The organism is Ruegeria sp. ABD4_443, from assembly GCF_056160865.1.
The window spans coordinates 454,276-479,136 of the sequence record NZ_JBSWYA010000001.1 but is presented as its reverse complement, the minus strand read 5'-3'; the positions used below and the strand labels follow the sequence as shown (position 1 = coordinate 479,136).

General features: G+C 61.1%; 22 protein-coding genes. 11 read left to right on the top strand and 11 right to left on the bottom strand.

Going from position 1 to position 24,861, the window contains the following annotated elements; translation table 11 throughout:
* Positions 1-50: 50 nt before the first annotated feature.
* Both ACXAG8_RS02400 and ACXAG8_RS02395 read left to right on the top strand, forming a co-directional pair.
* On the top strand, positions 51-1,271 hold the full coding sequence (locus ACXAG8_RS02400; protein ID WP_475221844.1) for an N-acetylmuramoyl-L-alanine amidase: 1,221 nt from the start codon (positions 51-53) through the stop codon (positions 1,269-1,271).
* A 94-nt stretch (positions 1,272-1,365) separates the two neighbouring features.
* The gene (locus tag ACXAG8_RS02395; protein ID WP_475221842.1) at positions 1,366-3,855 is read left to right on the top strand and encodes a penicillin-binding protein 1A; all 2,490 of its coding nucleotides are present in this window, start codon (positions 1,366-1,368) and stop codon (positions 3,853-3,855) included.
* Here the strand turns inward: ACXAG8_RS02395 and ACXAG8_RS02390 are convergent.
* The gene (locus tag ACXAG8_RS02390) at positions 3,849-4,682 is read right to left on the bottom strand and encodes an aminoglycoside phosphotransferase family protein (protein WP_475221840.1); all 834 of its coding nucleotides are present in this window, start codon (positions 4,680-4,682) and stop codon (positions 3,849-3,851) included. The genes ACXAG8_RS02395 and ACXAG8_RS02390 overlap by 7 nt on opposite strands.
* Before the next feature lie 77 nt (positions 4,683-4,759).
* On the opposite strand from ACXAG8_RS02390, the gene prfB reads away from it, so the two are divergent.
* From prfB to ACXAG8_RS02370, 4 genes are all read left to right on the top strand, one after another.
* Complete coding sequence (gene prfB, locus ACXAG8_RS02385) at positions 4,760-5,887, top strand: peptide chain release factor 2 (protein WP_475221838.1); 1,128 nt, start codon at positions 4,760-4,762, stop codon at positions 5,885-5,887.
* 50 nt (positions 5,888-5,937) lie between these two features.
* Entirely contained in the window at positions 5,938-6,594 is a 657-nt protein-coding gene (locus ACXAG8_RS02380) for a M50 family metallopeptidase (RefSeq protein WP_475221836.1), read from the top strand.
* Between the two features lie 95 nt (positions 6,595-6,689).
* Positions 6,690-8,087, top strand: a complete 1,398-nt coding sequence (locus tag ACXAG8_RS02375) for an amidase (protein WP_475221835.1) — start codon at positions 6,690-6,692, stop codon at positions 8,085-8,087.
* A 31-nt stretch (positions 8,088-8,118) separates the two neighbouring features.
* The gene (locus tag ACXAG8_RS02370; protein ID WP_475221834.1) at positions 8,119-8,904 is read left to right on the top strand and encodes a DUF2189 domain-containing protein; all 786 of its coding nucleotides are present in this window, start codon (positions 8,119-8,121) and stop codon (positions 8,902-8,904) included.
* A 33-nt stretch (positions 8,905-8,937) separates the two neighbouring features.
* Here the strand turns inward: ACXAG8_RS02370 and ACXAG8_RS02365 are convergent, their stop codons facing one another.
* The 5 genes from ACXAG8_RS02365 to ACXAG8_RS02345 form a co-directional block, all read right to left on the bottom strand.
* A complete protein-coding gene (locus tag ACXAG8_RS02365) occupies positions 8,938-9,162 on the bottom strand; it encodes a hypothetical protein (RefSeq protein WP_475221833.1) in 225 nt (74 codons plus the stop codon).
* Positions 9,159-10,316 carry an aromatic ring-hydroxylating oxygenase subunit alpha gene (locus ACXAG8_RS02360; RefSeq protein WP_475221831.1) on the bottom strand — a complete coding sequence of 386 codons (1,158 nt, stop codon included), beginning with the start codon at positions 10,314-10,316 and terminating at the stop codon, positions 9,159-9,161. The genes ACXAG8_RS02365 and ACXAG8_RS02360 overlap by 4 nt, the downstream gene beginning before the upstream one ends.
* Before the next feature lie 91 nt (positions 10,317-10,407).
* The gene (locus tag ACXAG8_RS02355; RefSeq protein WP_475221829.1) at positions 10,408-11,184 is read right to left on the bottom strand and encodes a helix-turn-helix domain-containing protein; all 777 of its coding nucleotides are present in this window, start codon (positions 11,182-11,184) and stop codon (positions 10,408-10,410) included.
* A 297-nt stretch (positions 11,185-11,481) separates the two neighbouring features.
* A complete protein-coding gene (gene ilvN, locus ACXAG8_RS02350; protein WP_475221828.1) occupies positions 11,482-12,042 on the bottom strand; it encodes an acetolactate synthase small subunit in 561 nt (186 codons plus the stop codon).
* Positions 12,043-12,643: 601 nt separating this feature from the next.
* Positions 12,644-14,395 carry an acetolactate synthase 3 large subunit gene (locus tag ACXAG8_RS02345; RefSeq protein ID WP_475221826.1) on the bottom strand — a complete coding sequence of 584 codons (1,752 nt, stop codon included), beginning with the start codon at positions 14,393-14,395 and terminating at the stop codon, positions 12,644-12,646.
* Positions 14,396-14,806: 411 nt separating this feature from the next.
* Between ACXAG8_RS02345 and ACXAG8_RS02340 the strand changes: the two genes are divergently transcribed.
* Both ACXAG8_RS02340 and ACXAG8_RS02335 read left to right on the top strand, forming a co-directional pair.
* Positions 14,807-15,652: a HalD/BesD family halogenase gene (locus ACXAG8_RS02340; protein ID WP_475221824.1), complete on the top strand. Its 846-nt coding sequence runs from the start codon at positions 14,807-14,809 to the stop codon at positions 15,650-15,652.
* 49 nt (positions 15,653-15,701) lie between these two features.
* Complete coding sequence (locus ACXAG8_RS02335; protein WP_475221822.1) at positions 15,702-16,085, top strand: bleomycin resistance protein; 384 nt, start codon at positions 15,702-15,704, stop codon at positions 16,083-16,085.
* An 81-nt stretch (positions 16,086-16,166) separates the two neighbouring features.
* Here the strand turns inward: ACXAG8_RS02335 and ACXAG8_RS02330 are convergent, their stop codons facing one another.
* Complete coding sequence (locus ACXAG8_RS02330) at positions 16,167-16,814, bottom strand: response regulator transcription factor (protein ID WP_475221821.1); 648 nt, start codon at positions 16,812-16,814, stop codon at positions 16,167-16,169.
* A complete protein-coding gene (locus tag ACXAG8_RS02325; protein ID WP_475221818.1) occupies positions 16,811-18,244 on the bottom strand; it encodes a cache domain-containing protein in 1,434 nt (477 codons plus the stop codon). The genes ACXAG8_RS02330 and ACXAG8_RS02325 overlap by 4 nt, the downstream gene beginning before the upstream one ends.
* A gap of 249 nt (positions 18,245-18,493) precedes the next feature.
* Between ACXAG8_RS02325 and ACXAG8_RS02320 the strand changes: the two genes are divergently transcribed.
* From ACXAG8_RS02320 to ACXAG8_RS02310, 3 genes are all read left to right on the top strand, one after another.
* Positions 18,494-19,576: a TRAP transporter substrate-binding protein gene (locus ACXAG8_RS02320; protein WP_475221816.1), complete on the top strand. Its 1,083-nt coding sequence runs from the start codon at positions 18,494-18,496 to the stop codon at positions 19,574-19,576.
* Positions 19,577-19,697: 121 nt separating this feature from the next.
* Positions 19,698-20,624 (top strand): TRAP transporter small permease subunit, encoded by a 927-nt coding sequence (locus tag ACXAG8_RS02315; RefSeq protein ID WP_475221815.1) that lies wholly within the window; start codon positions 19,698-19,700, stop codon positions 20,622-20,624.
* Between the two features lie 17 nt (positions 20,625-20,641).
* The gene (locus ACXAG8_RS02310; protein WP_475221813.1) at positions 20,642-22,996 is read left to right on the top strand and encodes a TRAP transporter large permease subunit; all 2,355 of its coding nucleotides are present in this window, start codon (positions 20,642-20,644) and stop codon (positions 22,994-22,996) included.
* A gap of 134 nt (positions 22,997-23,130) precedes the next feature.
* Here the strand turns inward: ACXAG8_RS02310 and ACXAG8_RS02305 are convergent, their stop codons facing one another.
* From ACXAG8_RS02305 to ACXAG8_RS02295, 3 genes are all read right to left on the bottom strand, one after another.
* The gene (locus tag ACXAG8_RS02305; protein ID WP_475221812.1) at positions 23,131-23,520 is read right to left on the bottom strand and encodes a VOC family protein; all 390 of its coding nucleotides are present in this window, start codon (positions 23,518-23,520) and stop codon (positions 23,131-23,133) included.
* Between the two features lie 6 nt (positions 23,521-23,526).
* A complete protein-coding gene (locus ACXAG8_RS02300; protein WP_475221810.1) occupies positions 23,527-24,351 on the bottom strand; it encodes an arginyltransferase in 825 nt (274 codons plus the stop codon).
* 77 nt (positions 24,352-24,428) lie between these two features.
* Positions 24,429-24,860: an RDD family protein gene (locus tag ACXAG8_RS02295; protein WP_475221808.1), complete on the bottom strand. Its 432-nt coding sequence runs from the start codon at positions 24,858-24,860 to the stop codon at positions 24,429-24,431.
* Position 24,861: the final 1 nt, after the last annotated feature.

Sequence of the window (24,861 nt, the reverse complement as noted above, 5' to 3'; positions counted from 1 at the left end):
GGGCGATGCTATAGGCTCGGGACAAGGGGATCTCGGGACAACTTGAGGCTATGAGCAGGATTTTCATTGCATTCGCGCTGGTTCTGGCGCTGGCGGGCAGCGTGTTCGCACAGGATTTCAACGCCCTGGCGCGTATTGACCCGGCCATCAGCCGGATCGAGGATGACGGACCGGCAGGTGTGCAGGTGCGGCTTGGTCTCAACCAGGGCGTACCGTACCGCGTGTTTACCCTGCAGGACCCGTACCGGATGGTCGTCGACTTCAAAGAGGTCGACTGGAGCGGGCTGAGCCGGGACACGTTTCTTCAGACCAACCGCATCAGCGGGGTGCAGTTTGGTGCCTATGTACCCGGTTGGTCGCGCCTTGTTCTGCAACTGGGCGCGCCCCTGGCGGTAGAGACCGCGGATATGCGCATTGACGGATCCACCGGTGCGGCGGTCCTGTCCCTGCACCTGCGGGGCACGGATTTCGACAGTTTCGCCGCCAGCGCAGGCGCGCCACGTAATCCGGGGTGGGACCTTCCCGAACCCGCGCAGACACCGCAGATTGCCCAGCGTGACGGCGGGCGTCCGCTGCGGGTCATGCTTGATCCGGGCCATGGCGGGCTTGATCCGGGGGCCGAGGTGCCGGGCACGAATGAGAAAACGCTGATGCTGACATTCGCCCGCGAACTGCGCGAGCTGTTGCTGCGGACCGGAGGGTACGAGGTGCTTTTGACGCGGGCGGATGATCATTTCGTGTCGCTGGAACGGCGGATCGCGCTGGCACATCGCGCCGGGGCGGACGTGTTCATCTCGTTGCACGCGGATTCGCTGGCCGAAGGGCAGGCGCATGGCGCGGCGGTCTATACCCTGTCCGATGATGCCTCGGACGTGGCCAGCCAGAAGCTTGCAGAGCGGCATGACCGCAATGACCTGATCGCGGGCATTGATCTGAGCGGCTCGGACGACCAGATAGCGGATGTTCTGCTGGATCTGGCGCGGCAGGAAACCCGGCCGCGTACAAAGGCGTTGGCGCAGGCGCTGGCCGATGGCATGGCGCAACAGGGCGGGCCGATGAACAGGCGCCCGATCCGTACCGCATCTTTTTCAGTTCTCAAGGCGGCGGACATCCCGTCGGTTCTGGTGGAACTGGGCTTTCTCTCCAGCCCGCGCGACCTGAAAAACATTCAGGACCCGGACTGGCGTGCGGGCATGGCCCGTGGCCTGGTCCAAGGCCTGGACCAGTGGCAACAGCAGGACCTGGTCAGGCGGTCGCTGATTGGCCAGTGACCCGGCAGCACAAAATCGCTAGAATGCCGCTCGTGTTTTGACCCTTCGGCGGAGCGACACTATATAGACGTCACCGCGAACAAAAGGCAGCAACGTGATCCGGTTCATTCTTTCGATTTTCGGGGCGATTTTCAGCCTCGTGACCTTGGGTATCTTCATGGCCGCGCTGACGGTGGGCGCGGTCTTCTGGATGTATGGGCGCGACCTGCCCAGCCATGAATCACTGGCGCAATACAAGCCGCCCACCATCAGCCGGATCTATTCGGGCGAAGGGCAGCTGATTGACGAGTTCGCGCAGGAGCGGCGCCTGTTCACCCCGTCCGAGGAAATCCCCGATCTGGTGAAACAGGCCTTTATCTCGGCCGAGGACAAGAATTTCTATACCCATCAGGGCTATGACCCGCGCGGGATCATCGCAGCCGGTGTCGAAGCGGTGCGGTCAAAGGGCGAAACCGTGCGGGGGGCGTCGACCATTACCCAGCAGGTGATGAAGAACTTTTTGCTGTCGGGCGACCGCCGCGCCGAACGGAAAATCAAGGAAATCATCCTGGCGACCCGGCTTGAGGACACGCTGGACAAGGAACAGATCCTTGAACTGTACATGAACGAGATTTTTCTGGGCCAGAACTCTTATGGCGTGACCGCCGCAGCCCAGACCTATTTCAACAAAACGCTTCAGGAACTGGCCCCGCACGAGGCCGCGACGCTGGCCGCAATGCCCAAGGCACCGTCAGATTATCACCCCGTCCGGCAAAAAGACCGGCTGCTGGCGCGCCGCAACTATGTGCTGCGGGAAATGCAGCAGAACGGGTATATTGATCAGGCCACCTATGAGGCCGAAGTCGAGATGCCCCTGCGCTCGGTCCAGAATGGTGACTTCGAAAGCTTCCGCACCGCGTTGCCGCCGCGCGACTATTTCACCGATGAAATCCGCCGCCAGCTGAGCGAGGATTTCGGCGAGGGCGAATTCTTTACCGGCGGCTTTACCGTGCGCGCTTCGGTCGATGAAGAGATGCAGCTTGAGGCGGCGCGTGCGCTGCGCGAGGCCTTGCAGAAATACGACCGGTCGCGCGGAAAATGGCGCGGCACCGGCGATGTCCTCCCCGAGGATGCGCTGGCCGAAGAAGACCAGTGGCGCACGGCTCTGTCGGCGATGGAAATCCCCCGTGATGTTGTCCTGCCGACCCAATGGTACCCGGCCGTGGTCCTGGATGTTGCCGATCAGGCATTGACCGTCGGGGTCGAGGACGGCCCCGCCGATGGCGTCGTGCCCCGGTCCGACATCAAATGGATGCAGGGCGATTTCCACGCCAATTTCAAGCGCGGCGATGTCATCCTGGTGATGGCTGGCGAAGATGGCCAATGGTCGGCCCGTCAGGTGCCCGAAGTGCAGGGCGGCTTTGTCGCGATGGATGTGAACTCGGGGCGCGTTCTGGCGATGCAGGGCGGGTTCTCGTATCAGGACACCGTGTTCAACCGCGCCACGCAGGCGCAGCGCCAGCCCGGCTCCAGTTTCAAGCCCTTTGTTTATGCCGCCGCGCTGGACAGTGGCTATAGCCCGGCAACCATCGTCGTGGATGCGCCGATCGAGGTGAACACCCCGCAGGGCCTGTGGCGTCCCAAGAACTCGTCGAACAAGTTTTATGGCCCGACCCCGCTTAGGACGGGGATTGAACAGTCGCGGAACCTGATGACCATCCGTTTAGCACAAGAGGTGACGATGCCGGTGGTTGCCGGTTACGCCGAACGGTTTGGCGTCTATGACCATATGGGGGCCTTCCTGGCCAACTCGCTGGGGTCCGAGGAGACCACGCTTTACAAGATGGTTGCGGCCTATGCGATGTTTGCCAATGGTGGCGAGCGGGTCGAGCCGACGCTGGTTGACCGCATCCAGGACCGGTTTGGCAAGACGATCTATCGCCATGATGACCGGCAATGCCTGGATTGCACCTCAAGCCTGATCGCGCCGGACGAGGCGCCGCAGATCGTTACTGACCGCGAACAGGTGATGGATGCGATTACCGCCTATCAGCTGACGTCGATGATGAAAGGTGTCGTCGACCGTGGCACCGCGTCGCGCTATGTGAACCTGCCGGTGCCGACGGCGGGCAAGACCGGTACGACCAACGACTCCAAGGATGCGTGGTTCATCGGCTTTACCTCGAACATCGTGGCCGGATGCTATATCGGCTATGACCGCCCGCGCGCGATGGGCCGGGGCGCCTATGGCGGCACGATGTGCGGACCGGTCTTCCAGAGCTTTATGGAAAAGGCTGTTGAAAAATATGGCGGCGGTCCGTTCGAAGTGCCGCCGGGCGGCCACTTTATCAAGATCGACCGTTTCAGCGGCGCGCGCCTGCCACAGGATGCAAGCGGCGAATACGTCGTGGCCGAATATTTCCGCGACGGCGTCGATGGCTTTATCGACCGCATCTACGATGGCGGTTTTGCCATCGGGTCCGACCTGCCATTGTTCGAAGAAGCGCAACGCGCGGGCGTTCAGGTGCAGACCTCGACCGGCGAAACGGTCATCGTGGGGCCAAAGGCGACGCAGGGCGATGTCTCGACCGGCGGGCTTTATTGACCCGCCGCGTCCAGAAACAGCCCAAGCAGATCGGCCTCCGAATCCCCCGCGACGGGGCCGTTCGCGCGCCAAAAGATCGACAAGGCACATTTTGCCGCGGCCCATTTGGCAACCCGATTGCGCGGCTGGTCCAGCGCCCGGGCATAGAGCGTCAGGCAGGTTTCAATCAGCGCCGGCTGGCGCACCCATTCCGGCAGGCCCTTTGGGTGGCGCATCGCATTGGCAAGCTCAAAAGCGGGATCGCCCAGATATCCCTTGGCGTCTATGACCCGCGGTCCCGTTCCTGTCAGGATGACGTTGTCGGGATGCAGATCGCCATGCAGCGGAACCCGCGGGTGCGGGGTCGCCAGCAGCGTCCGCGCCAGATCGGTCGCGCAGGTCATGTCACGGGCCAGGCTGTCCGGGCAATCATCGGCAAAAGTGCAGGTGAACAGGGGGGCGAATACCGCATCCAGCGGTTTCAACCCGTCGACGTGCCCCTTTGGTTCACTGTGCAATTGCCGTGCCACACTTGCCAGCAGGGTCAAGGCGGTCTCTGGCTGGCCGTTGCGCGCAAGTTCGCCCAGGGTTGGCCCATCCAGCCATTCCATCAGCACCGCTCTGTCGGCCTCTTTCAGGATGCCGACGGCGCCGCGCGCCTGCCACAGGGACAAAAGCCGGGTTCCGGGCGCTTCGTTGCCCCGGTCGGCGCGGCGATACAGCTTTAGCGCAGCGTCCGATCCGTCGGCCTGCCGGACCTTCCAGACACGCGCCGCCCCGGTATCGGCGACCAGGTCAGGCCGGTCGAGCTCCCAGCGGCCCAAAAACTCGGTCAGTGTGGATTGCATTCGCGCCTCGTCCGTCTTGTGGTGGCCTGCACCTCTTGCTATCACGCAGGCCTGATTGAGCAAGTTGGGACCAGACCATGCGCGCCGAAACCCAGAATATCGTGGCGGAAATCCAAAAATCGCTGGAGCTTCTGGCGCAGCGCATGGACTATGAAACCGCGCCGCACCGGCTGGAGGAGTTCAACGCGCGGGTCGAAGACCCGAACCTGTGGGACAATCCCGAAAACGCCCAGAAACTGATGCGCGACCGCCAGATGCTGGTGGATGCAATCGAAACCTACGAGTCGATCAAGACGGACCTGAACGACAATGTCGAACTCATCGAACTGGGTGAGATGGAAGACGACGACGAGGTCGTTTCCGACGCCGAGGGCGCCATCCGGGCGCTAAAGGAAAAAGCCGCCAAGAAAGAGCTTGAGGCGCTGCTGGATGGCGAGGCGGACGGCAATGATACGTTCCTCGAAATCAACTCGGGTGCGGGCGGCACCGAAAGCTGCGACTGGGCCTCGATGCTGGCGCGGATGTATGTGCGCTGGGCCGAGAAGAAAGGGTATACCGTCGAACTGCAATCCGAAACCGCGGGCGAAGAGGCGGGGATCAAATCGGCGGCCTACAAGATTTCGGGTCACAATGCCTATGGCTGGCTGAAATCCGAAAGCGGCGTCCACCGTTTGGTGCGCATTTCGCCCTATGACTCGGCGGCCAAGCGGCACACCTCGTTCAGTTCGGTCTGGGTCTATCCGGTGGTGGATGACAATATCGAGATTGACGTGAACCCCTCGGATATTCGGATCGACACGTATCGGGCCTCGGGCGCGGGCGGTCAGCACGTCAATACCACCGACTCGGCGGTGCGGATCACCCACATCCCCACCGGGATCGTGGTCACCAGTTCCGAAAAATCCCAGCACCAGAACCGCGATATCGCCATGAAGGCGCTGAAATCGCGCCTGTACCAGCAGGAACTCGACCGTCGCAACGCCGAGATCAACGCAGCCCACGAAGCCAAGGGCGATGCGGGTTGGGGCAACCAGATCCGGTCTTATGTCCTGCAGCCTTACCAGATGGTCAAGGACCTGCGGACCAATCACGAAACCTCGGATACCAAGGGTGTTCTGGACGGGGACCTGGACGGGTTCATGGCCGCGACGCTGGCCCTTAAGGTTTCGGGGAAAAGCCGGTCCGAGGCGCAGTTGGACGAGTGATCCGTCAGCGCGCCCGCCGGCTTGCAACCCTTGTTTCGGGCCATTGGCAGTTGTTTGCGATCACCCTGGTGGTGTTCGTGTTCTGGGGCTCTCAGCTGGTGCTTCCGCTGAAGATACTGGTCGTTTTCCTGCATGAATTTTCCCACGCGCTGGCCATCATCGTGACCGGGGGATCGGTCGAAAGCCTGTCAGTGTCGCCGCAGCAGGGCGGGATGGTCGTGGGGCGTGGCGGTAGCCGTTTCATCAGCCTGTCGGCGGGGTATCTCGGGTCGCTGGCCTTTGGTCTGGGATTGCTGCTTGCCGCATTGAAGACCCGTTGGGACAAGGCCCTGCTGGGGGTGTTTGGCGGGATCATGGTGGCCGTCACGGTTTTATATGTTCGCCAACCCTTTGCGGTGGCGTTCTGCGCCGGAACCGGTGTGGCCATGCTGGCCATGGCCCGGTTCCTGGATCGTGCGGTCTGCGATATGGTGCTGCGGATCATCGGTTTGACCAGCATGATCTATGTGCCCTACGACATTTTTGACGACACGATCCGCCGTTCGGGGATGCGGTCGGACGCATTCATGCTGGCCCAGGAATTTGGCGGGACCGCCGCGCTGTGGGGCGCGGTATGGCTGTGCATCAGCCTTGTGGCAATCGGGGTCTGCCTGCGGCACGGGTTGGGGTCGGACAGCAACCTGCGGTTCAGCCTCAAGGTCAGATAGGGGCCTTGGCAGTCCGAAAAGATACATTGAAACAGTGGGTTTAAATGCATCCGGTGCGCCGCTAGGCTGACAGAAACAGCCAGAGGACAGGCCAGGTGGATCTGACCACAGCAACAGCAAGGGGCTTGCTTGGCGCGCTTGAGCGCCAAGAGCTGTCCGTCAGCGACCTTATGCGCGCGACGCTGGATCGGATCGCCGCGGTCAACGGGCAGGTCAACGCCATCGTCGCGCTGCGCGACGAAACGGACCTGATGGCCGAGGCCCGCGCGATGGATGATGCGCCGCGCCGGGGCGCGCTGCATGGTCTTCCGATTGCCATCAAGGACCTTGTCAACGTGGCCGGGATCGCCTCGACGCAGGGCTCACCGCTTTTGCGCGACAATATACCCGCCAGCGACGACGAGGTTGCGGCCCGGCTGCGGGCGGCGGGCGCGATTGTGATTGGCAAAACCAACACGCCGGAATTTGGTCTGGGTTCGCACACGTTCAACCCGGTCTACGGGGCGACACGCAACCCCTATGACCCGTCGCGGTCCTGTGGCGGGTCATCGGGCGGTGCCGCCGTGGCGCTGGCCACCGGCATGGTGGCGCTGGCGGACGGATCGGACATGATGGGCAGCCTGCGCAACCCGGCGGCCTGGAACAATGTCTACGGGTTTCGGCCCAGTTGGGGGCGTGTTCCATCCGAGCCGGTCGGAGACCTGTTCCTGCATCAGCTGGCAACCCTTGGGCCCATGGCACGCGACCCGCAGGACCTGGGCCTGTTGCTGGACGTGATGTCCGGGCCGGACCCGCGTCAACCGCTTTCGGTGCCGTCCGCGCCCGTGTCGCCCGTGCAGGCGCGGGACCTCAACGGCCTGCGGATCGGCTGGCTGAGCGACTGGGACGGCGCCTTTGCGATGGAGGGGGGCATCCTGGATCAGTGCCGCACGGCGCTGGATTGTTTTGCCTCGCTTGGGGCCCAGGTCGTCGACATGCCGCCGCCCTTTGATGCCGACAGGATCTGGGACAGCTGGATCACGTTGCGCTCTTTCAGTGTTGCGGCCGGGCTTGCGCCGCTGGCCGAACAGAAGGCACAGTTGAAAGACACCGCGCAATGGGAACTTGACCGAGGCCTGGCGCTTGGCGCGATGCAGGTTCACCGCGCCAGCCTTGTCCGCTCGGACTGGTACAGGAAAGCAGAGCGTGTGTTTGCCGAATACGACGCGCTGATCCTGCCCGCGGCGCAGGTCTGGCCCTTTGAGATCGACCTGCCATACCCGTCGCAGATCGCCGGGCGGCAGATGGACAGCTATCACCGCTGGATGCAGGTGGTGACGCCGGTCAGCCTGCTGGGTTTGCCCTGCGTGTCTCTGCCTGCGGGGTTCGGGCCCGCGGGCCTGCCGATGGGCGTTCAGATGTTCGGTCCGCGCGGGGCCGATGCCAACCTGCTGTCCATCGCGGCGGCCTATCATGCGGCCACGCAATGGCCGCAGAAAAGACCGACGATGTAGCTGGCAAAGAACAGGCGAGGAGGAGGAGATCATGGAAAGGCCCTTTGGCGTTCCCGAGTTAAGACCGGTCGAGGCATCCATGCTGCGCGAGGCACTGCGCAGGGCATGGGCGGATTATCGGCGCGCGCCGGTTTTCGGGCTGATATTTGGCGGGTTCTACGTGTTGGCCGGGTGGCTTATGGCGTGGGTGACCCTGCGGACGGGAACAAGTTACTGGCTGGTCCTGGCCGCGATTGGCTTTCCGTTGATCGGGCCCTTTGCGGCGGTCGGGCTGTACGAGGTTTCGCACAGGCTGGAACAGGGCGAGCCGCTGGATTTCGGCTCGATCTTCGGTGTCGTTCTGCAACAAAGCCGGCGGCAATTGCCGTCGATCTGCGCCATCATCGTGGTGATGTTCCTGTTCTGGTTCTTTCTGGGCCACATGATCTTTGCCCTGTTCATGGGCCTGTCGACAATGACCAACATATCCTCGTCGGTCGAAGTCTTCCTGACCGCAAATGGCCTGACGATGCTGGCCGTGGGAACCGTGGTCGGTGCGCTGTTTGCGGTTCTTCTCTATATGATTACGGTTCTTTCGATCCCGATGCTGCTGGACCGCGAGCTTGATTTCGTGACGGCCATGATCACCAGCTTTTCCTATGTCCGCGATAACGCGCGCATCATGCTGGGGTGGGGGGCGGTCATCGCCGTGCTGACCTTTCTGGCCATGATCCCCTGGTTCCTGGGGCTTTTGGTCGTATTGCCCTTGCTGGGTCATGCCAGTTGGCACCTGTACCGCCAGATCACCGTGGGCGCGCCGTCCTCTGACCCGGCGTGACCGTGCCGGGACCGGGCGCGCGCCCGGACGGGGTCAAGGGTCGGGGACTTCGCGGCCCAGGCTGACAAGCCGGTGTTTCAGGCGCGCCGCTACGCAGGGCAGGGGCGCTTCCAGCGCGTGAACATAGGCATGGGTCAGGAAAAAGGCGGCGGCGTCTTCGTCTGGGCCGGTGTCTGCCGCCTCTTCATACAAGGCCGCCAGGGCGCTTGTGTCCCCGGCCGCATGTGCCCGCACAAGGCGTTCATCCAGATCGGTCATTCCGCCGCCAGGGTCGTCCGATAAGCCTGCAGCCGCCCGGCAACCCAGTCATGGAACAGGTGGGTCGGCCCATCCATCACCGGCGAGAAATGCCCGCCGTCAAAGCCCGGCGCCGCGCGGCCGCGCTGCATGCCTTCGACCACGAACACGTCCTCTTCGAAGACAAGCTTCCATTGCCGGGTGTTGCGCGCCCGCAGCGCCGCATCTGTTTCCGGGGTGGCATAGAACAGGTGCACATGTTCTGACGTCCGGTCCTGGGCTTCGGGGCGCAGGATGATGGCAAAGCTGTGATCGCGGTGAACACCCAGCAGCACATTGGGAAAGACCGAGATGTATTCAGCCGCCGTATCCCATTTCGCGGCCAGCCCGGCGAAATCGGGAAAGGTCTGGCCTTCATCACCGACCAATTGCCGGTAAACCAGCGTGCCCTGACCGGAAAACAGGCCGGGTTCCTCGATATGGTAATGGTCTTCCAACCGGGAATAGCTGTTGAGACCGGGGTGAACCCAGGGCAGGTGATAGCTTTCGCAATAGTTTTCGACCGCCAGTTTCCAGTTGCAGTTCACATCCAGCCGAAAGGTGCTGTCAGCGCCGCCGTGATACATTGGCTGGTCAAACTCGGCCCAGCGTTCCAGCAACCGGGCATTTGCATCCTCAAATGCAGGCGCGGTGCCGGAAACGTTGATCCACACCAGGCCCTGCCAGATATGGCTGCGCACCTCGATCAGGCCAAGTTCGGATTTCTGAACCCGTTCATGCGCATTCTGACCGGGGCCGCCGACATGGGGGGTGACCACCAGCCGACCCTCGGTCGAATAGCACCAGCTGTGATAGGGGCAGCGGATCGCGCCTTCGATTTTGCGGGGTTCTTCCACAAGGATCATGCCGCGATGGCGGCAGATATTCTGAAACACCCGGACGGTGCCCGACCTGTCACGCAGCAGCAACAGGGGAATGCCCATGAAATCCAGCGGTACGGCGTCGCCGGGTTCCGGCACGTCCTGGGTCGCGGCCAGACCGGACCACCCGTCGATCAGCAACGCCTTGCTTTCCTCGGCGTGCAGGGCAGGGTCGGTATAGTGGGCATTGGGCAACCCGAGCGCGGTTTCGACGGGCTGACGGACGGCGGACAAATCCGTTGGTGTGCTGGTCATGGCTGTCTCCCTAACTGGGTCAAGGTTAGGGGGTCAGCGGGTTCCGTGCTGACAAGTCTGCGACTTGGGTTTTTCTCACAACGACACTTTGTCAGGCATCAGTTCCGGGATCTGCCTGGTCACCGGCCCGCAAAGCGTTCGCGTGAACAGCGGCTGATATCGCGCTGCGCGCTGTGTGCAAGGCGGCGCCAAGGTCCTGTCCAAGATAGCTGAGGTCCAGCCGTCCGGGGGCCAGCGGCCTGTCTGCTGTTTCGCCAAGCGGGAAGGTCTGTCCCACCCAGCGACCCTTGTCCGCCTTGTCGTCGCGGCTTAGCAGGTACATCCGGCCGCCGATGCCGCCGCGATGTGACACCAGCGCATAAAGCCGGTGACCCGCGTTTGCCACGAACCCCCTGACTTCGCGGTCCTGCGACGCGCGCCCCTGCGCGCGCGCCACGGGGCAAAAGCCGCGCAACAGGGTGCAATTCTGCACACGCGTGGCATGGTACAACCGGTGCGATACCGTGCCATGGTCACCGGGGCTCTGCTCTGTGGCGCGGTAGAACCCCACGGGAAAGGCCTCGGGTGCAGGTGTGCCCGACCCAAGGAAGGGAGCAAGTGTCGCGTCCGAGGGATGCGGTGAACCGTCAGGGATTTCGGCCAGTGGCTGCAACAGAATCCGCGCATCGACGTTGAAGAAGGTGCAAATCCGGTTCAGGACATCGGGCCGGGGAAAGCTTTCGGCCGCGAGGTAGCGGTTGAACTGCGTGCGGTTGATGCCCAGGTTCCGGCTCAGGTCGGTAATAGACGAATGGCTGCTTGCGAGCCGCTTGAGGTTTGCGCTGAACATAGTGCGCAATTCCGCAGGAGTAGGAGTGGCTTCGGTCATGCATATTCCGGGTCTTTAGGTATTTCGGGAAAAACACGACCAAGGCGGCCCTGTGGGCCGCGTTCAGTCAAAAATCGTACAGATTACCCCAAACAACGCACGAAACGTAACGCTGCACCCAAAGGCTACTGCCGTTAATGATAAACGCAATAGGCTTTATGGTATTTTGCATGATCTTTTTCGGCCATGTGGCCAAGATATCCGACATATATCAGTTTGAGATTTCTGGTCGGATCGGCAACCCAGGCCCGGTTTCCCTGCCCGACGGGGTCGGCGGGCAGGGGGCAGAGGCGTGGATCAGTCGCCGCGCAACAGGGCGGCAACACCGGTGCGGGCGACCTCGATCAGACCCAGCGGGCGCATCAGGTCGGCAAAGGCGTCGATCTTGTCAGGCGCGCCGGTGATTTCGAAAATGAATGAATTCAACGTGCTGTCCACGACGTTGGCGCGAAAGATATCGGCCAGACGCAGGGCTTCGACGCGTTTGTCGCCTTCGCCTACCACCTTGATGATCGCGAGTTCCCGTTCGACCGAGGGGCCTTCGACCGTCAGGTCATGCACATCATGTACCACGACGATCCGGCCCAGCTGTGCCTTGATCTGCTCGATCACCTGCGGTGTGCCGGTGGTGACGATGGTGATCCGGCTGAGGTGGCCGGTGTGATCCACCTCGGCCACGGTCAGGCTTTCGATGTTGTAGCCACGGCCCGAGAACAGCCCGATCACACGGGCCAGAACACCGGGTTCGTTTTCCACCAGAACCGCGATTGTGTGACGTTCCTGCACGTCCGAAAAGGTGGGCCGCAGGTTATAGGCCGAATGGCGGTTGGAGCCTTTTTTGATATGTAGGGCAGACATTAGCGATACCGACTCTAGTTTGCAGTGAAAGGAACTGCGTTACCAGCTCCTAGCGATTTGATTACAGTTTGAATCCTTGCATTCGGATCAGCTTTGGCTAGCGCGGCCGGATACCGGTTTCTCCCAATCTTTGCCACGTCGCCTCGGTATAGTTTGACGTCGTCGCCCTCGCGAAGATATGAGGACGGCCAACGACATATGGTATCCGAAGGAAGCTGTGGAAAATCGGTACATATCCGTGGATAAGCTTTACCAAATTGATCAATGCTCCAAGTCCCAGAATACACTTTTGAACCCGCGGAATGCGCGATGTACGCCTTTCCATCTGGCGCCAAGTACTCAATGGTGTAGCCATCTGCCTTGTAGGTAGATCCAACTGGAATCTTGCCATCAGAAATTAGTGTTCCATCAGGCGAATAGAAGCCATGTGTTCGAACTATGAGCGTTGAATTCGGATAAAAGGCCTTTGCTTTCTCGACTGAGTTTACGCGTTGGTAACCTGGACCATGCTCAGGATTGACGAGATTTACATAGTCTGGAGAGGCGCAATTGCTCAGCCCAAAAATGGCAGCTGCAAGTAGGGCAATTGAAGTTATGCGCCTCATACTAGCACACTCCCCTTGCTATCGATCACGCCCTGCGTCTCGGCCTCGCCCAGCAGCATCTCGTTGTGGGCTTTGCCCGACGGGATCATGGGGAAGCAGTTTTCGTGCTTTTCGACCAGACAATCAAAAATCACCGGACCGTCATAGTTGATCATCTCCATGATCGCGTCGTCCAGATCGGCGGGGTCGGAACACAGGATGCCCTTGGCGCCAAACGCCTCGGCGAGTTTGACGAAATCGGGCAGGGCCTCGGACCAGCTATGCGAATACCGCTCGCCATGCAGCAATTCCTGCCATTGGCGGACCATGCCGAGGCGTTCGTTGTTCAGGATGAACTGCTTGACCGGCAGGCGGTATTGAACGGCGGTGCCCATTTCCTGCATGTTCATCAGCCACGAGGCCTCACCCGCGACGTTGATCACCAGCGCGTCGGGATGCGCCATCTGCACGCCGATTGACGCGGGTGTGCCGTAGCCCATCGTGCCCAGACCCCCGGAGGTCATCCAGCGGTTGGGATCTTCGAAACCCAGATATTGCGCGGCCCACATCTGGTGCTGGCCAACCTCGGTCGTGATATAGCGGTCATGCTTTTTGGTCAGTTCTTCAAGACGTTGCAGCGCGTATTGCGGTTTGATCGTCTTTTCACTGTTGGTGTAGGCAAGGCAATTGACCTTGCGCCAATCGCTGATCTGCGCCTGCCATTCCTGCACCGCTGCGGCATCTGTCTTGCGCCCGCGTGCTTTCCAGACCTTCAGGATGTCTTCCAGAACATGGGCCACATCGCCAACAATCGGGATGTCGACACGGATCACCTTGTTGATCGACGAGGGATCGATGTCGATATGCGCCTTTTTCGAGTTCGGCGAGAACGCATCAATCCGGCCGGTGATCCGGTCGTCAAACCGCGCGCCGATGTTGATCATCAGGTCGCAGTCATGCATCGCCAGGTTGGCCTCATACAGACCATGCATGCCCAGCATGCCCAGCCAGTTTTTGCCCGAGGCGGGATAGGCGCCCAGCCCCATCAGGGTCGAGGTGATCGGGAAACCGGTCGCATCCACCAGCTCACGCAGAAGCTGGCTGGCCGCAGGGCCAGAGTTGATGACGCCACCGCCCGTATAGAAAACGGGTTTTTTCGCGGTCTCCATCGCGGCGACCAGCTCGGTGATTTCCTCAAGATCGCCCTTCAGAACGGGCTGATAATGCGAGGTGGACGGCTTTGGCGCGGCATAGGTCCCCGAGGCGAATTGCACGTCCTTGGGAATGTCGATCAGAACCGGTCCGGGCCGGCCAGCCGTGGCGACGTGAAACGCCTCGTGCATGGTCTCGGCCAGCGAATCCGTGTCTTTGACCAGCCAGTTATGCTTGGTGCAGGGGCGGGTGATGCCCACGGTGTCGGCCTCTTGGAAGGCATCCGAGCCGATCATGAAGGTCGGAACCTGGCCGGTCAGAACCACGATCGGGATCGAATCCAGCAAGGCATCCGTCAGCCCGGTGACCGCGTTGGTCGCGCCGGGGCCGGATGTCACCAGCGCAACGCCGGGTTTGCCGGTCGAGCGGGCATAGCCTTCGGCGGCATGAACCGCGCCCTGTTCGTGGCGTACCAGGATGTGGCGAATGTCGTTTTGCAGAAAAATCTCATCATAGATCGGTAGCACGGCGCCGCCGGGGTATCCGAATACCGTGTCCACGCCCTGATCCTTGAGGGCCTGAACCACCATCTTTGCGCCGGTCATCTCACGTGTCATCTGCTTTGCTCCGTTCGCGACATGTGTCTTGCGTTTCGCATAAAAAAAGCCCCCGAGTTTGTCGGAGGCGCATGGGTTCGATTATGGTTTACCGTTACCGGCCCATGCGCGTGGTTCCTACGATTACGACTAGCGTTCTCATCGCCAGAGGCTCCTTCTTTGCGTGTGGGGGACATTATGAGCGGTCGGACGGGGCGTCAACAGGCAATCGTACCAATTTTCTAACTCCAGGGGTGAATTTTGCGACATTTTATTGCGCAGATTGCAGCAGGTTGGGAATTTCCGCGAAGCTGACCGTTGGGAGGCCACGTTTTCGGTCAAAAAGCGTCAGGCCAATGTCCGAAACGGGCATGATCTGCCGCGGGCCATGCGTCAGGCTGGGTCTGACGGTGCCTGAACAGGAGGTGGACCATGCTGCACGATCTGGTGGACCTGGGGCGATACCCTATCGACCGGCCGAACTCGCGGGCTTACGGTGAAATGATCAATGACCTGCGCAGGGAACTGGATCTGGATGGCTGTGCGGTCTTGCCGGGTTTTGTGCATGACAGCGGCGTCGCCCTGCTGCGGCACGAGGCGGATGCGGTGGCCCCAATGGCGCACAGGTCCTTTAGCCGGACCAATGCCTATTTCACCAAGGATGATCCGCAATACGGCATCGGGCATCCCATCCGCCGCTTTTATGACCGCTCGAACGCCTTTGTTCCGGCCGACAATTTCCCGGCAACCGGCCCCTTGCGCCGGATTTATGAATACCAAGGCTTTTTGCCATTTGTCCGCGAGGCGCTGAGCGAACCAAAAGATCGCTTCTTTCGCTATGATGATCCGCTGGCGGATGTGATCATCAATGTCGTCGAAGAAGGGCAGGGCTTTCCCTGGCATTTCGATACCAACAATTACACCGTGACGCTGGCCATCCAGAACGGCGAGGCGGGCGGTGCATTTGAATATGTTCCCAACCTGCGCGATTGCGGGAACGAGAATTTTGACCAGGTGGCCGCGGTTCTGGACGGGAACATGACCCGGGTTCGGCAACTGGAACTGGGCCCGGGCGATCTGCAGATATTCAAGGGCCGCTATGCGTTGCACAGGGTCGCCCCGGTAACCGGCGCGCGCAGCCGGTATGTCGGGATATTCTCGTTTGTCGAAGCCGAAGGCATGTGCGGCGGTGTCGAGAGGACGCGTCAGCTTTACGGGCGGGTATTGCAGCATCACCATGACCGCGAAGGGCGGCGAGAGGATGCCTTGCTGGACTGAGATCTGGTATAGAATGGGCCACACCAACAGGTTTGAACAGGAGTGACCCGTGCCCCGCATCTTGCAATTGACGCCCTTTGTCCTGTGTTCGTCGCTGCAACGGCAGGTCGATTTCTATTGCGATTGCCTGGGGTTTGCTTGCGGCTTCACGCAGGACAATTACGCCTTTCTGACCCTCGGGCCGGTAGCGATCCGGCTGCTGGAATGCCCGCCACGAGAGGACGGCCGCCCGCTGGGGTCGGATCAGTCGTTTTACATTGATGTTCAGGATATCGACGGGCTGTTCCGGCAATTGCATCCGCGCCTGGCCACTTTGCCGCCCGAGCGCGTGCGCGCGCCCTTTGACCAACCCTATGGTCAGCGCGAATTTCATGTTCTGGACGAGGATGGCGCGCTGGTGTTCTTTGGCGAAGGTATCGGTGGCGGCGAATAGCGCGAAGGCTCCCGCCCGTCATCACCGCGCCTTGCGGCGCGTCTTTTCCGGTTGGGCCGGGCAGCGCGTCCCGCGCTGCGGTCAGAACCCCGGGCTGGTGCCCTGCAAAACACCATGTTCCAGCGCATAGCGGGTCAAACCGGCGGTCGAGGAAATCCCCAGTTTGCGCTTGATGTTCTTGCGATGCGTTTCAACCGTGCGCACCGAGATTTCCAGCGTCTGCGCGACCTCTTTGTTCGACTTGCCCTGGGCCAGTTCTAGCAGGATCGTCTGTTCCCGCCCGGTCAGCGCCTCGCGTGCGGCGGTGCCCTTTGGCTCCAACGATCCGCTGGCACCGGTGCACAGGTAGCGTTCGCCGCGCATCACGGCGTCGATGGCCTGCTTTATCTCCTCGGTGGGCACATCCTTGAGCACATAGCCTTTGGCCCCGTGGCTGAGCGCCGTCGAAATATATTCGGGGCTGTCATGCATCGACAGGATAAGGATGCGCGTGTCCGGCAGGCGTTCAAGGATCAGTTCGGTCGCGCTGAGCCCGCCGAGGCCCGGCATGTTCAGGTCCATGAGGATGACATGCGGTTGCAGGCCTGCGACCTGATCGACGGCCTCTTGCCCGTTGGAAAGGGTTCCGACCACGTCAATCTCGTCATAGCTTTCCAGGATCGACTGAATCCCTTCGGCAACCATGGGATGGTCATCGACAATAAGCACGCGGATCGTGTCGGGGGTCATGCGCCCGCCTTCCGTTTGGGGGTTGTGTCGTCCTGCGGCGACAGCAGGTGGCTCAGCGGCAGGCTGGCCTCGATCACGGTGCCGCTCTGCGCCCCGCGTGATGACAGAATACGCAAGGACCCGTCAAGCTGTTCGATCCTTTCCTGCATGTTGCGCAGCCCGATACCGCTGTTTCCCGCGCCGGGATTGCTGCCAAGCCCGCGACCGTTATCGGTAATCCGCATGGTCGCGCCTTTCTTGTGACCGCGCAGGTCCAGCGTGACGCGCGTGGCGCCGGAATGGCGTTCGATATTGGTCAGCGCCTCCTGCGCAATCCGGTAGAGCGCGATCTTGCTGTCCTGGTCCAGCCGGTTGCGGAAGACCACGGTCGTGAACTCGGTCTCGATGCCGGTGCGTTCGCGGAAATCGTCGGTCAGCGCCTTGAGCGCCGGGCCAAGGCCCAGGTCATCCAGGACACCCGGGCGCAGGTCGCGGCTTATGCGGCGCACCTCGGTGATGGCCGACACCAGGTGATCGATCCCCTTGTCCAGCGGTGCGCGCGCGCCTGCATCATCGCCGCGCGACAGCCTGCGCCGGGCATTGTCCAGCGCATAGCGCACACCAACCAGGATTTGGCTGATACCGTCGTGCAATTCGCGCGCAACACGCCCGCGCTCTTCTTCCTGTGCGTCGATCACGCGCTTTGTCAGGTCCTTGAGCTTGGCATCGGCCAAGCGTCTTTCGCGGATGTTCAGCAACATCCCCGACGCGAACACGATCAGCACCGCGGCCAGAACGATGCCGCCGATATACAGGAATGTCCGTTGTACCCGTGCTTCGACCTCGGCGCGGGCATTGGCCACGGTGGCGACGATGTCATCGATGAAAACACCCGTTCCGACGGCCCATTGCCAATCCTGCAGGCCAAGGACATAGGCGATCATCGTCGCCTCTTCGCCGGTCGAAGGTTTCTGCCACATAAAACTGTGCCACCCCGCGCCCTGCCGGGCCAGACGGATGAATTCGTCGACAACCGGTGTGCCGTCGCTGTCGGTCAGCCCCTCCCAGTTGCGGTTGATGAATTCCGTCTGGCGCGGGCTGACCAGGTTGTTGCCGTCATAATCGTAGACAAAAAAGAACCCATCCTTGCCATAGATCATGGCCGACAGGATCTGGGTCACCAGGTTTTTGGCCTCGGCGTCGTCCGGGTCAGCGCGCCCATAGATATAGGCAAACCCGTTGCGCGCCTGGGTGACATAGTTTCTCAGCTCGGCTTTCTTGGCCTCGATCAGGCGCCGTTCAAGCGCGTGTATCTCGCGCTCGGCCGTGGCGCGGGATTCGTGGGCCACCATGAAGGCAATCGCAGCCACAGCCACGATCAGCGGGACCGCAGCCACCAGCGACAGCTTTTGCGCATAGGTCAATGTCACAAGATTGCGGAATCCCTTCATGGTCGAATCGATACGCAAGCCGGGCGCCAAATGCAAAAAGATTGGGCGCAGGGCGGCCCCGCAGGCCGAAAATCTGGTGATATGCCGCCTTTTCCGGCAGGATTTCTGCGCTGAAATCGCAAAAACCCGTGCGGTCTACGCAGTAATAGGTATTCCCTTTGCCGCCCCTCCCATTAGTCTGGCGCGCATTGGAAACGACTGGTTCCGGCCTGGGCCGGAGCAAATAGTATGTAGGGGAGGACTACTCATATGGATCGTCGTAAGTTTCTGAAAACGTCTGCTCTGGGCGGCTCGGCTGCCGCAGCGACCGCGCTGGCGGCTCCGGCTTATGCACAGGGCAAGCGCACGCTGACCATGGTGACATCGTGGGGCCGTGGCCTTGCGGGCGTGTTCGACAGCGCACAGCGCTGTGCCGACAGCATCACCGCCATGTCGGATGGCAACCTGAACGTTGAAATCAAGGCGGCCGGTGAACTGGTTGGCGCGTTCGAGGTTTTCGACGCCGTATCGTCCGGTCAGGCCGACATGTATCACGCGGCTGACTATTACTTTGTCGGCCAGCATCCGGGCTATGCCTTCTTTACCGCTGTTCCGTTCGGCATGACCGCGCAGGAACTGGTAAACTGGTACTACCAGGACGGCGGCATGGAGCTGCATGATGAGCTGGGCGAAATCTTCGGCCTGAAGTCCTTCCTGGCCGGCAACACCGGCGCGCAGGCAGGTGGCTGGTACTCGAAAGAGATCAACAGCCCCGAAGATTTCAACGGTCTCAAGTTCCGTATGCCGGGTCTGGGCGGCAAGGCCCTGGGTAAACTGGGCGCATCGGTTCAGAACATTCCGGGCTCGGAAGTGTACCAGGCACTGTCCTCGGGTGCGATCGACGGCACCGAGTGGATCGGTCCGTGGGCCGACGAAAAGGCCGGTTTCCAGGAGATCACCAAGACCTATTACACCGCGGGCTTCCACGAGCCGGGTGCGGGTCTGTCGCTGGCAACCAACCGCGAAGTGTTCGACGGTCTGACCGCGGCGCAGCAGAAGATCATCGAGATCGCAGCCGCCGAAGCACACCAGTGGAACCTGTCGCAATTCCTGGCCAACAACGGTGCGGCCCTGCAGCGTTTGCAGGCGGGCGGCGTCAAGGTCATGGAATTCCCGGATGCCGTCTGGGACGCGTTCGGCAAGGCCAGCCAGGAAGTTCTGGACGAAAACATGGGCGACGAGCTGTTCAAGAAGATCCACGACAGCGCCATGGAATCGATGGCCGCATCGTCGGCCTGGAACAACCTGTCGTCGGGTGTCTACACCGCACAGCGCGACCGCGTACGCGGCTAAACAGCCACCAAAAACCACATCGGTTCCCCCGCCCAAGCGGGGGAGCCTTTCCTGTTGCTAATGCGCGGACCCATCAATTCCGCCTAAAACAGCAGAGCAACTGACGCGACCTGGGGACAACATGCAGGACGAAAACGGTATCTCGTTCTTCGGCGCCCTGTGGAATGGACTGATCTGGTTCATTCAGAACATTGCCGAAGCCTTCATCAATTTCGGATACGCGATCACGCATCCGCAGCTCTGGCTGGACTGGTCGGACAAAGAGGCGATCATGCGCTTTGTCTATTACGGCGGGTCGGTCGAGTTCTTCTTTGTGATCTTTGCCTTGTTTCTGGTGCTTACGGCCATCGGGCTGTATTTCCGGAACTTCATGTGGGGCATGGTGCGGGTCCTTGAGGGGTTTGCCAACACGACCGGACGGTTCTTTGCCTGGGCCGGGTTGCTGATGGTCATCCAGCAGATCGTCATCGTGTTCATGCAGCGCGTCTTTGCACGGCCCGACATGGCCTTTGGCTTTGGCATCCCGATCCAGATGGATATCAGCTGGTATGCCGAGGAACTGAAGCTGTACAACGCCATGGTTGTCTGCCTGTGCTGCACCTACACCTTTGTGCAGGGCGGTCACGTGCGCGTTGACCTGATCTATGCCGGGATCAGTCACCGGGCCAAGCGCGTGGTCGACATGTGCGGCGCGGTTCTGTTCATGATGCCCATGGCCGTGCTGACCTGGATGTATGGCTGGTATTTCATGTGGCGCCACCTGATCGTGCCGAAACCGTCGGCCAGCGATACGCTGGACCGCCTGGTGGCCAAGTCGCGCGCGCTGCGCTGGAACGTGGAAACCATCGGGTTCAGCCCCAACGGGTTCAACGGGTATTTCCTGTTCAAGATCCTGCTGATCGCCTTTGCCGCCATGGTGTTCCTGCACGCAATCGCATTCCTCTACCGGTCGTACCTTGAGTTCGTCGAAGGGCCGGAAAGCGTTGGAAAATACCTCGACAGGGACAGCCTGGGCGAGGGTGAAGAAGCCTACGAAGGCACTCATTAAGGACGGAGACCAAGACAATGCTATTCGGACTTGATGGCGTCGAGATAGGCCTCATTATCGTATTCTTCTGCCTGTTCGGCGGAATCCTGTCGGGTTTTCCGGTGGCCTTTGCCATCGGCGGGGCCGGTATCATCTCATTCGGAATAATCGCCGCGCTGGACAGTGCCGGTTTGCTGATTCACCAGGCAATCGACACCGGTTCGCAGGCCTATCGTGACGTGGTGAATTCCGGCATCAAGCCGGACGTCATCTCGGTGTTCCGATATCCCGACCTGCCCAGGATCGCCGAGCCGGTCTTTGCCGCAGGCTGGGAAACCGCGCTGGACCGCAACGTTTCGTTCATCGTGAACCGCATGAACGAGCGGGTTCTGGCCGGGCAATCCATCGAGACCCTGCTGGCCGTGCTGATGTTCGTGCTGATGGGGATCACGCTTGAACGCTCGAAAATCGCCAATGACCTGCTGACCACGATGGCGCGGGTCTTTGGGCCGCTGCCCGGTGGTCTGGCGGTGTCGATCGTTGTGGTGGGGGCATTCCTTGCGGCCTCAACAGGTATCGTGGGCGCGACCGTTGTGACGATGGGCCTGCTGGCGCTGCCAACCATGCTGCGCAACAACTATTCGCCGGAACTGGCGACGGGTGTGATCGCAGCGTCCGGTACGCTGGGGCAGATCATTCCGCCGTCGATCGTGATCGTTCTGCTGGGGACATTGGCGGGGGATCTCTATTCGACCGCCCAGGAAACCCGTGCGGTCGAAGCCGGTTGTACCGACGCGCTGACCTATCTGGGGGAACCGGCGGTTGTGTCCGTCGGAACCTTGTTCCAGGCCGCGCTGTTGCCGGGGATCATGCTGGCGCTGCTTTATGCGCTGTACGCGTTCGGTTACGCGCTGCTCAACCCCGACAAGGCACCTGCGGTTGCCATGACTGGCGGAAGCGGTGAACCGATCACCCGCGCCGAAGGCCTGACCTGGCTACTGGCCGCGCCAGTCGGTCTGATTGCCGGTGCGTTCCTTCTGGGCAGCGTCGGTGTGATCGGCAGCCAGAACATCACGGTTTCGGGCTTTTCCGATGTCGGGCAGGGCGCATCGCTGCGGACAAATGTCTCGGCCGAGTGCCAGGCCTCGATGATCGAGCTGCATGGTCAGTCGGCCTGGGATCAGGCCGTGGCCGAGCAGGAAGCGATTGACGAGGCGGGCGGGGTATCCCAGGCGGAACGCCTGAGCGAGGAAGACCTTGCCGCCGCCCGCGAGGCCAAGATTGCCGCAGCGGCCCCGATCGGGACCGGTGTTGCCGTCATCGTCGTGCTGTTGGGCCTGACGCTGGTCATGGGTCGGGGCATCGCCCCGTCGCGGCCGGCCCAGCCCCTGATCCTGGGCGCGATCGGGTTGCTCTTGATGTTGCTGGTGGATGTTCTTCTGGTGGCACCGACAACATCGTCGGGGGCGGCGTTCCTGTTGCTGGCCTTGCCTTTTGCGCTGGCCATCTATGGCTGTAAAGAGGCCGCCGCACGCTGTGCGACCAATGACCTGATCCGCGTGGTCTTTCCGCCGCTGGTCCTGATCATTGCCGTTCTGGGGTCGATCCTGGGCGGTGTCACCAACCCGACACCTGCCGCGGCACTGGGTGCGGGCGGGGCCATCATGCTGGCGGCCTATCGCAAATTGCAGGATGAGGGCCGGTCCGGGAAGATCATCATCTGGTCGACCTTTGCTGTCATCATCTGCCTGCTGATGGGGGTGAATTTCGATCTGCGCATCAACCAGGGTGGGGTTTCCGCCGAAACCTGGATCGCGTTCTTCATGGCCTATTCCGCGTATCTGTATGCGCTGTTCGGCCTGTTGTTCGGGTGCTGGGTTCTGTTTGCCAGCGGGGTTCTGACCCCGGTCGTGCGCGAAACCGCCAAGGTGACGTCGATGGTCTTTACCATCCTGATCGGGTCGCAGTTGCTGAACCTGGTGGTGATCTCGTTCGGTGGAGAGCATTATATCCAGCAGTTCCTCAAGAGCTTTGACAACGAGTTCACGGTCTTCCTGATCGTGATGCTGGTGCTGTTCTTCCTGGGCTTCGTGCTGGATTTCCTCGAGATCATTTATATCGTTATCCCGATTGTTGGGCCGGTCATCTATGGCGGTTCCTTCGATCCCAAATGGGTGACGATCATGGTCGCGGTGAACCTGCAAACCTCGTTCCTGACGCCGCCCTTCGGGTTTGCGCTGTTCTATCTGCGGGGCGTGGCACCCAAAGAGGTGACGACCGGCCATATCTATCGCGGGATCATTCCCTTTGTTCTGATCCAGGTGGTCGGGATCGGGATCTTGTGGTTCTTCCCGTCGATCGTGACCATCGTGCCGGACCTGATCCCCAACTGATGGGGGCGGGACAGTCAATGGAAAAGGGGGCCTGAGGGCCCCCTTTGCTTTGGTGCGGGGGCAGAAGGGGCCAGCCCCTTCTTGGCCGCTGGCCAATTCATCCCCGGGATATTTTGCGCCAGGTGAAGTGCGGATCAGGAGAACTGGATCAGGTCCCACCTGTTGCCGAAAGGATCGCGCCAGACCGCCACGACGCCATAGGATTCGCGGCGTGGGGGTTCTTCGAAATGCACCTTTCTGGAAACCATGTCGGCGTGGTCGCGTTCGAAATTGTCGGTTTGCAGGAAGAAGCCGACGCGCCCGCCGGTCTGGTTGCCGATTGCGGCCTGCTGATCGCTGTCGGCGGCGCGGGCCAGCAGCAATGCGCAGCCGTCAGAGCCGGGCGGGGTGACCAGCACCCAGCGCTTGCCCTGACCCAGATCGATATCGGCAGTCAGGTCGAAATGCAGGGTCTCCGTATAGAAAGTGATCGCCGCGTCATAGTCGGGCACCACCAGGGTTGCGGCGTGAAGGTTTTGGCGCATTGGGGATCAGCCCTTGGTGGGGTGACGGTCGGGCAGTTGGATATTGGCAACCTGTTCGGCAATCGGTGGCGAGGCAAGCGGGTCGCGATCCTTGCAGGAAAACTGTTCGGGGTTCGCGATGGATTGCCAGTGCCCATTGTGGTAGATTTCGAGCCCCGAGAACTTGGCCTTGTAGCCCATTTTCGGGCTGCCGGGCACCCAATAGCCCAGATAGATATAGGGCAGCCCGGCCTCGCGGGCGATGTCGATGTGATCGAGGATCATATAGGTGCCCAGAGAGTTTTGCGGCAGGTCCGGGTCGTAAAACGAATAGACCATGCTGAGCCCATCATCGAGCACATCGGTCAGGCTGACGGCGACAAGGGCGCCGGTTTCTGGATTTGCGTATTCGACGACGCGGCTGCGGATCGGTGTTTCCTCGATCATCGCGGCGAATTCGAACACGTCCATATCGGCCATGCCGCCATCGGCGTGGCGCGTATCCAGGTATTTGCGGAACAGGTCATATTGCTCGTCCGTGGCCCAGGGCGAGGTGGCGCGCCGTTGCAGATAGCCATTGCGCCTTGCAGAACGTTTCTGGCTTTTGCTGGGACGGAATTTCGAGACATCGATCCGGGCCGACAGGCAGGCTGCGCAATCGCTGCACGAAGGGCGGTAAAGCACGTTCTGGGACCGGCGAAACCCTTGTTGTGACAGGGCATTGTTCAGCTGATCCGCGCTTTCGCCCTGCAGGGCGGTGAACAGCTTGCGCTCCATCCGGTCCGCAAGATAGGGGCAGGGCTGGGGGGCTGTCACATAGAATTGTGGCGCAATAGGCAGCGTATGTCGCATGTCGGTCCTGTGTTTCCTCGGACCGGATGATAGCAACCGTTCCGAGGGCCGCCAAGTGTTTCGGGGCAGGCGGGGGTTCAGGCGCGCTGGTTGATCATCACGGTTCCCAGGAACGCGTCGGTCAGGCCCTGGCAGCGGGCGCTGGTCAGCATCATGATGACGGAAATGATCTGGATGACCGGGATGGCCATGCTGACGAAATACCCCGCCGTGTGGGCAAGCGCTTGGCCGCTGTTGAGGCGTTCTCCAAACGGGTCGCGCAGTTCGATGCCCATGAACCGCATGCCCAGCGTGGCCGAGCCACCCGATAGTGTCACCACGCGGTAGACAAAGCTGATGACCGCATAGATCAGGGCCAGGATCAGCAGCCCAAAGCCGAAGGTCAAAAAGATCGCCACCGTGCAAAGAAGCGAGACAAAGGCGACATCAAAAATCCAGGCGAAAAAGCGTTTGATCGCCACCGATTGGTAGAATTCGGGCTGGCGGTCAGGGTCAGGCAAATGGTTCATT

Coding starts and splice junctions, on each gene's coding strand:
- ACXAG8_RS02400 (WP_475221844.1), top strand. CDS start 51: ATGAGCAGGATTTTCATTGCATTCGCGCTGGTTCTGGCGCTGGCGGGC.
- ACXAG8_RS02390 (WP_475221840.1), bottom strand. CDS start 4,682: ATGCAATCCACACTGACCGAGTTTTTGGGCCGCTGGGAGCTCGACCGG.
- prfB (WP_475221838.1), top strand. CDS start 4,760: ATGCGCGCCGAAACCCAGAATATCGTGGCGGAAATCCAAAAATCGCTG.
- ACXAG8_RS02370 (WP_475221834.1), top strand. CDS start 8,119: ATGGAAAGGCCCTTTGGCGTTCCCGAGTTAAGACCGGTCGAGGCATCC.
- ACXAG8_RS02365 (WP_475221833.1), bottom strand. CDS start 9,162: ATGACCGATCTGGATGAACGCCTTGTGCGGGCACATGCGGCCGGGGAC.
- ACXAG8_RS02360 (WP_475221831.1), bottom strand. CDS start 10,316: ATGACCAGCACACCAACGGATTTGTCCGCCGTCCGTCAGCCCGTCGAA.
- ACXAG8_RS02355 (WP_475221829.1), bottom strand. CDS start 11,184: ATGACCGAAGCCACTCCTACTCCTGCGGAATTGCGCACTATGTTCAGC.
- ilvN (WP_475221828.1), bottom strand. CDS start 12,042: ATGTCTGCCCTACATATCAAAAAAGGCTCCAACCGCCATTCGGCCTAT.
- ACXAG8_RS02345 (WP_475221826.1), bottom strand. CDS start 14,395: ATGACACGTGAGATGACCGGCGCAAAGATGGTGGTTCAGGCCCTCAAG.
- ACXAG8_RS02340 (WP_475221824.1), top strand. CDS start 14,807: ATGCTGCACGATCTGGTGGACCTGGGGCGATACCCTATCGACCGGCCG.
- ACXAG8_RS02330 (WP_475221821.1), bottom strand. CDS start 16,814: ATGACCCCCGACACGATCCGCGTGCTTATTGTCGATGACCATCCCATG.
- ACXAG8_RS02325 (WP_475221818.1), bottom strand. CDS start 18,244: ATGAAGGGATTCCGCAATCTTGTGACATTGACCTATGCGCAAAAGCTG.
- ACXAG8_RS02320 (WP_475221816.1), top strand. CDS start 18,494: ATGGATCGTCGTAAGTTTCTGAAAACGTCTGCTCTGGGCGGCTCGGCT.
- ACXAG8_RS02315 (WP_475221815.1), top strand. CDS start 19,698: ATGCAGGACGAAAACGGTATCTCGTTCTTCGGCGCCCTGTGGAATGGA.
- ACXAG8_RS02310 (WP_475221813.1), top strand. CDS start 20,642: ATGCTATTCGGACTTGATGGCGTCGAGATAGGCCTCATTATCGTATTC.
- ACXAG8_RS02305 (WP_475221812.1), bottom strand. CDS start 23,520: ATGCGCCAAAACCTTCACGCCGCAACCCTGGTGGTGCCCGACTATGAC.
- ACXAG8_RS02300 (WP_475221810.1), bottom strand. CDS start 24,351: ATGCGACATACGCTGCCTATTGCGCCACAATTCTATGTGACAGCCCCC.
- ACXAG8_RS02295 (WP_475221808.1), bottom strand. CDS start 24,860: ATGAACCATTTGCCTGACCCTGACCGCCAGCCCGAATTCTACCAATCG.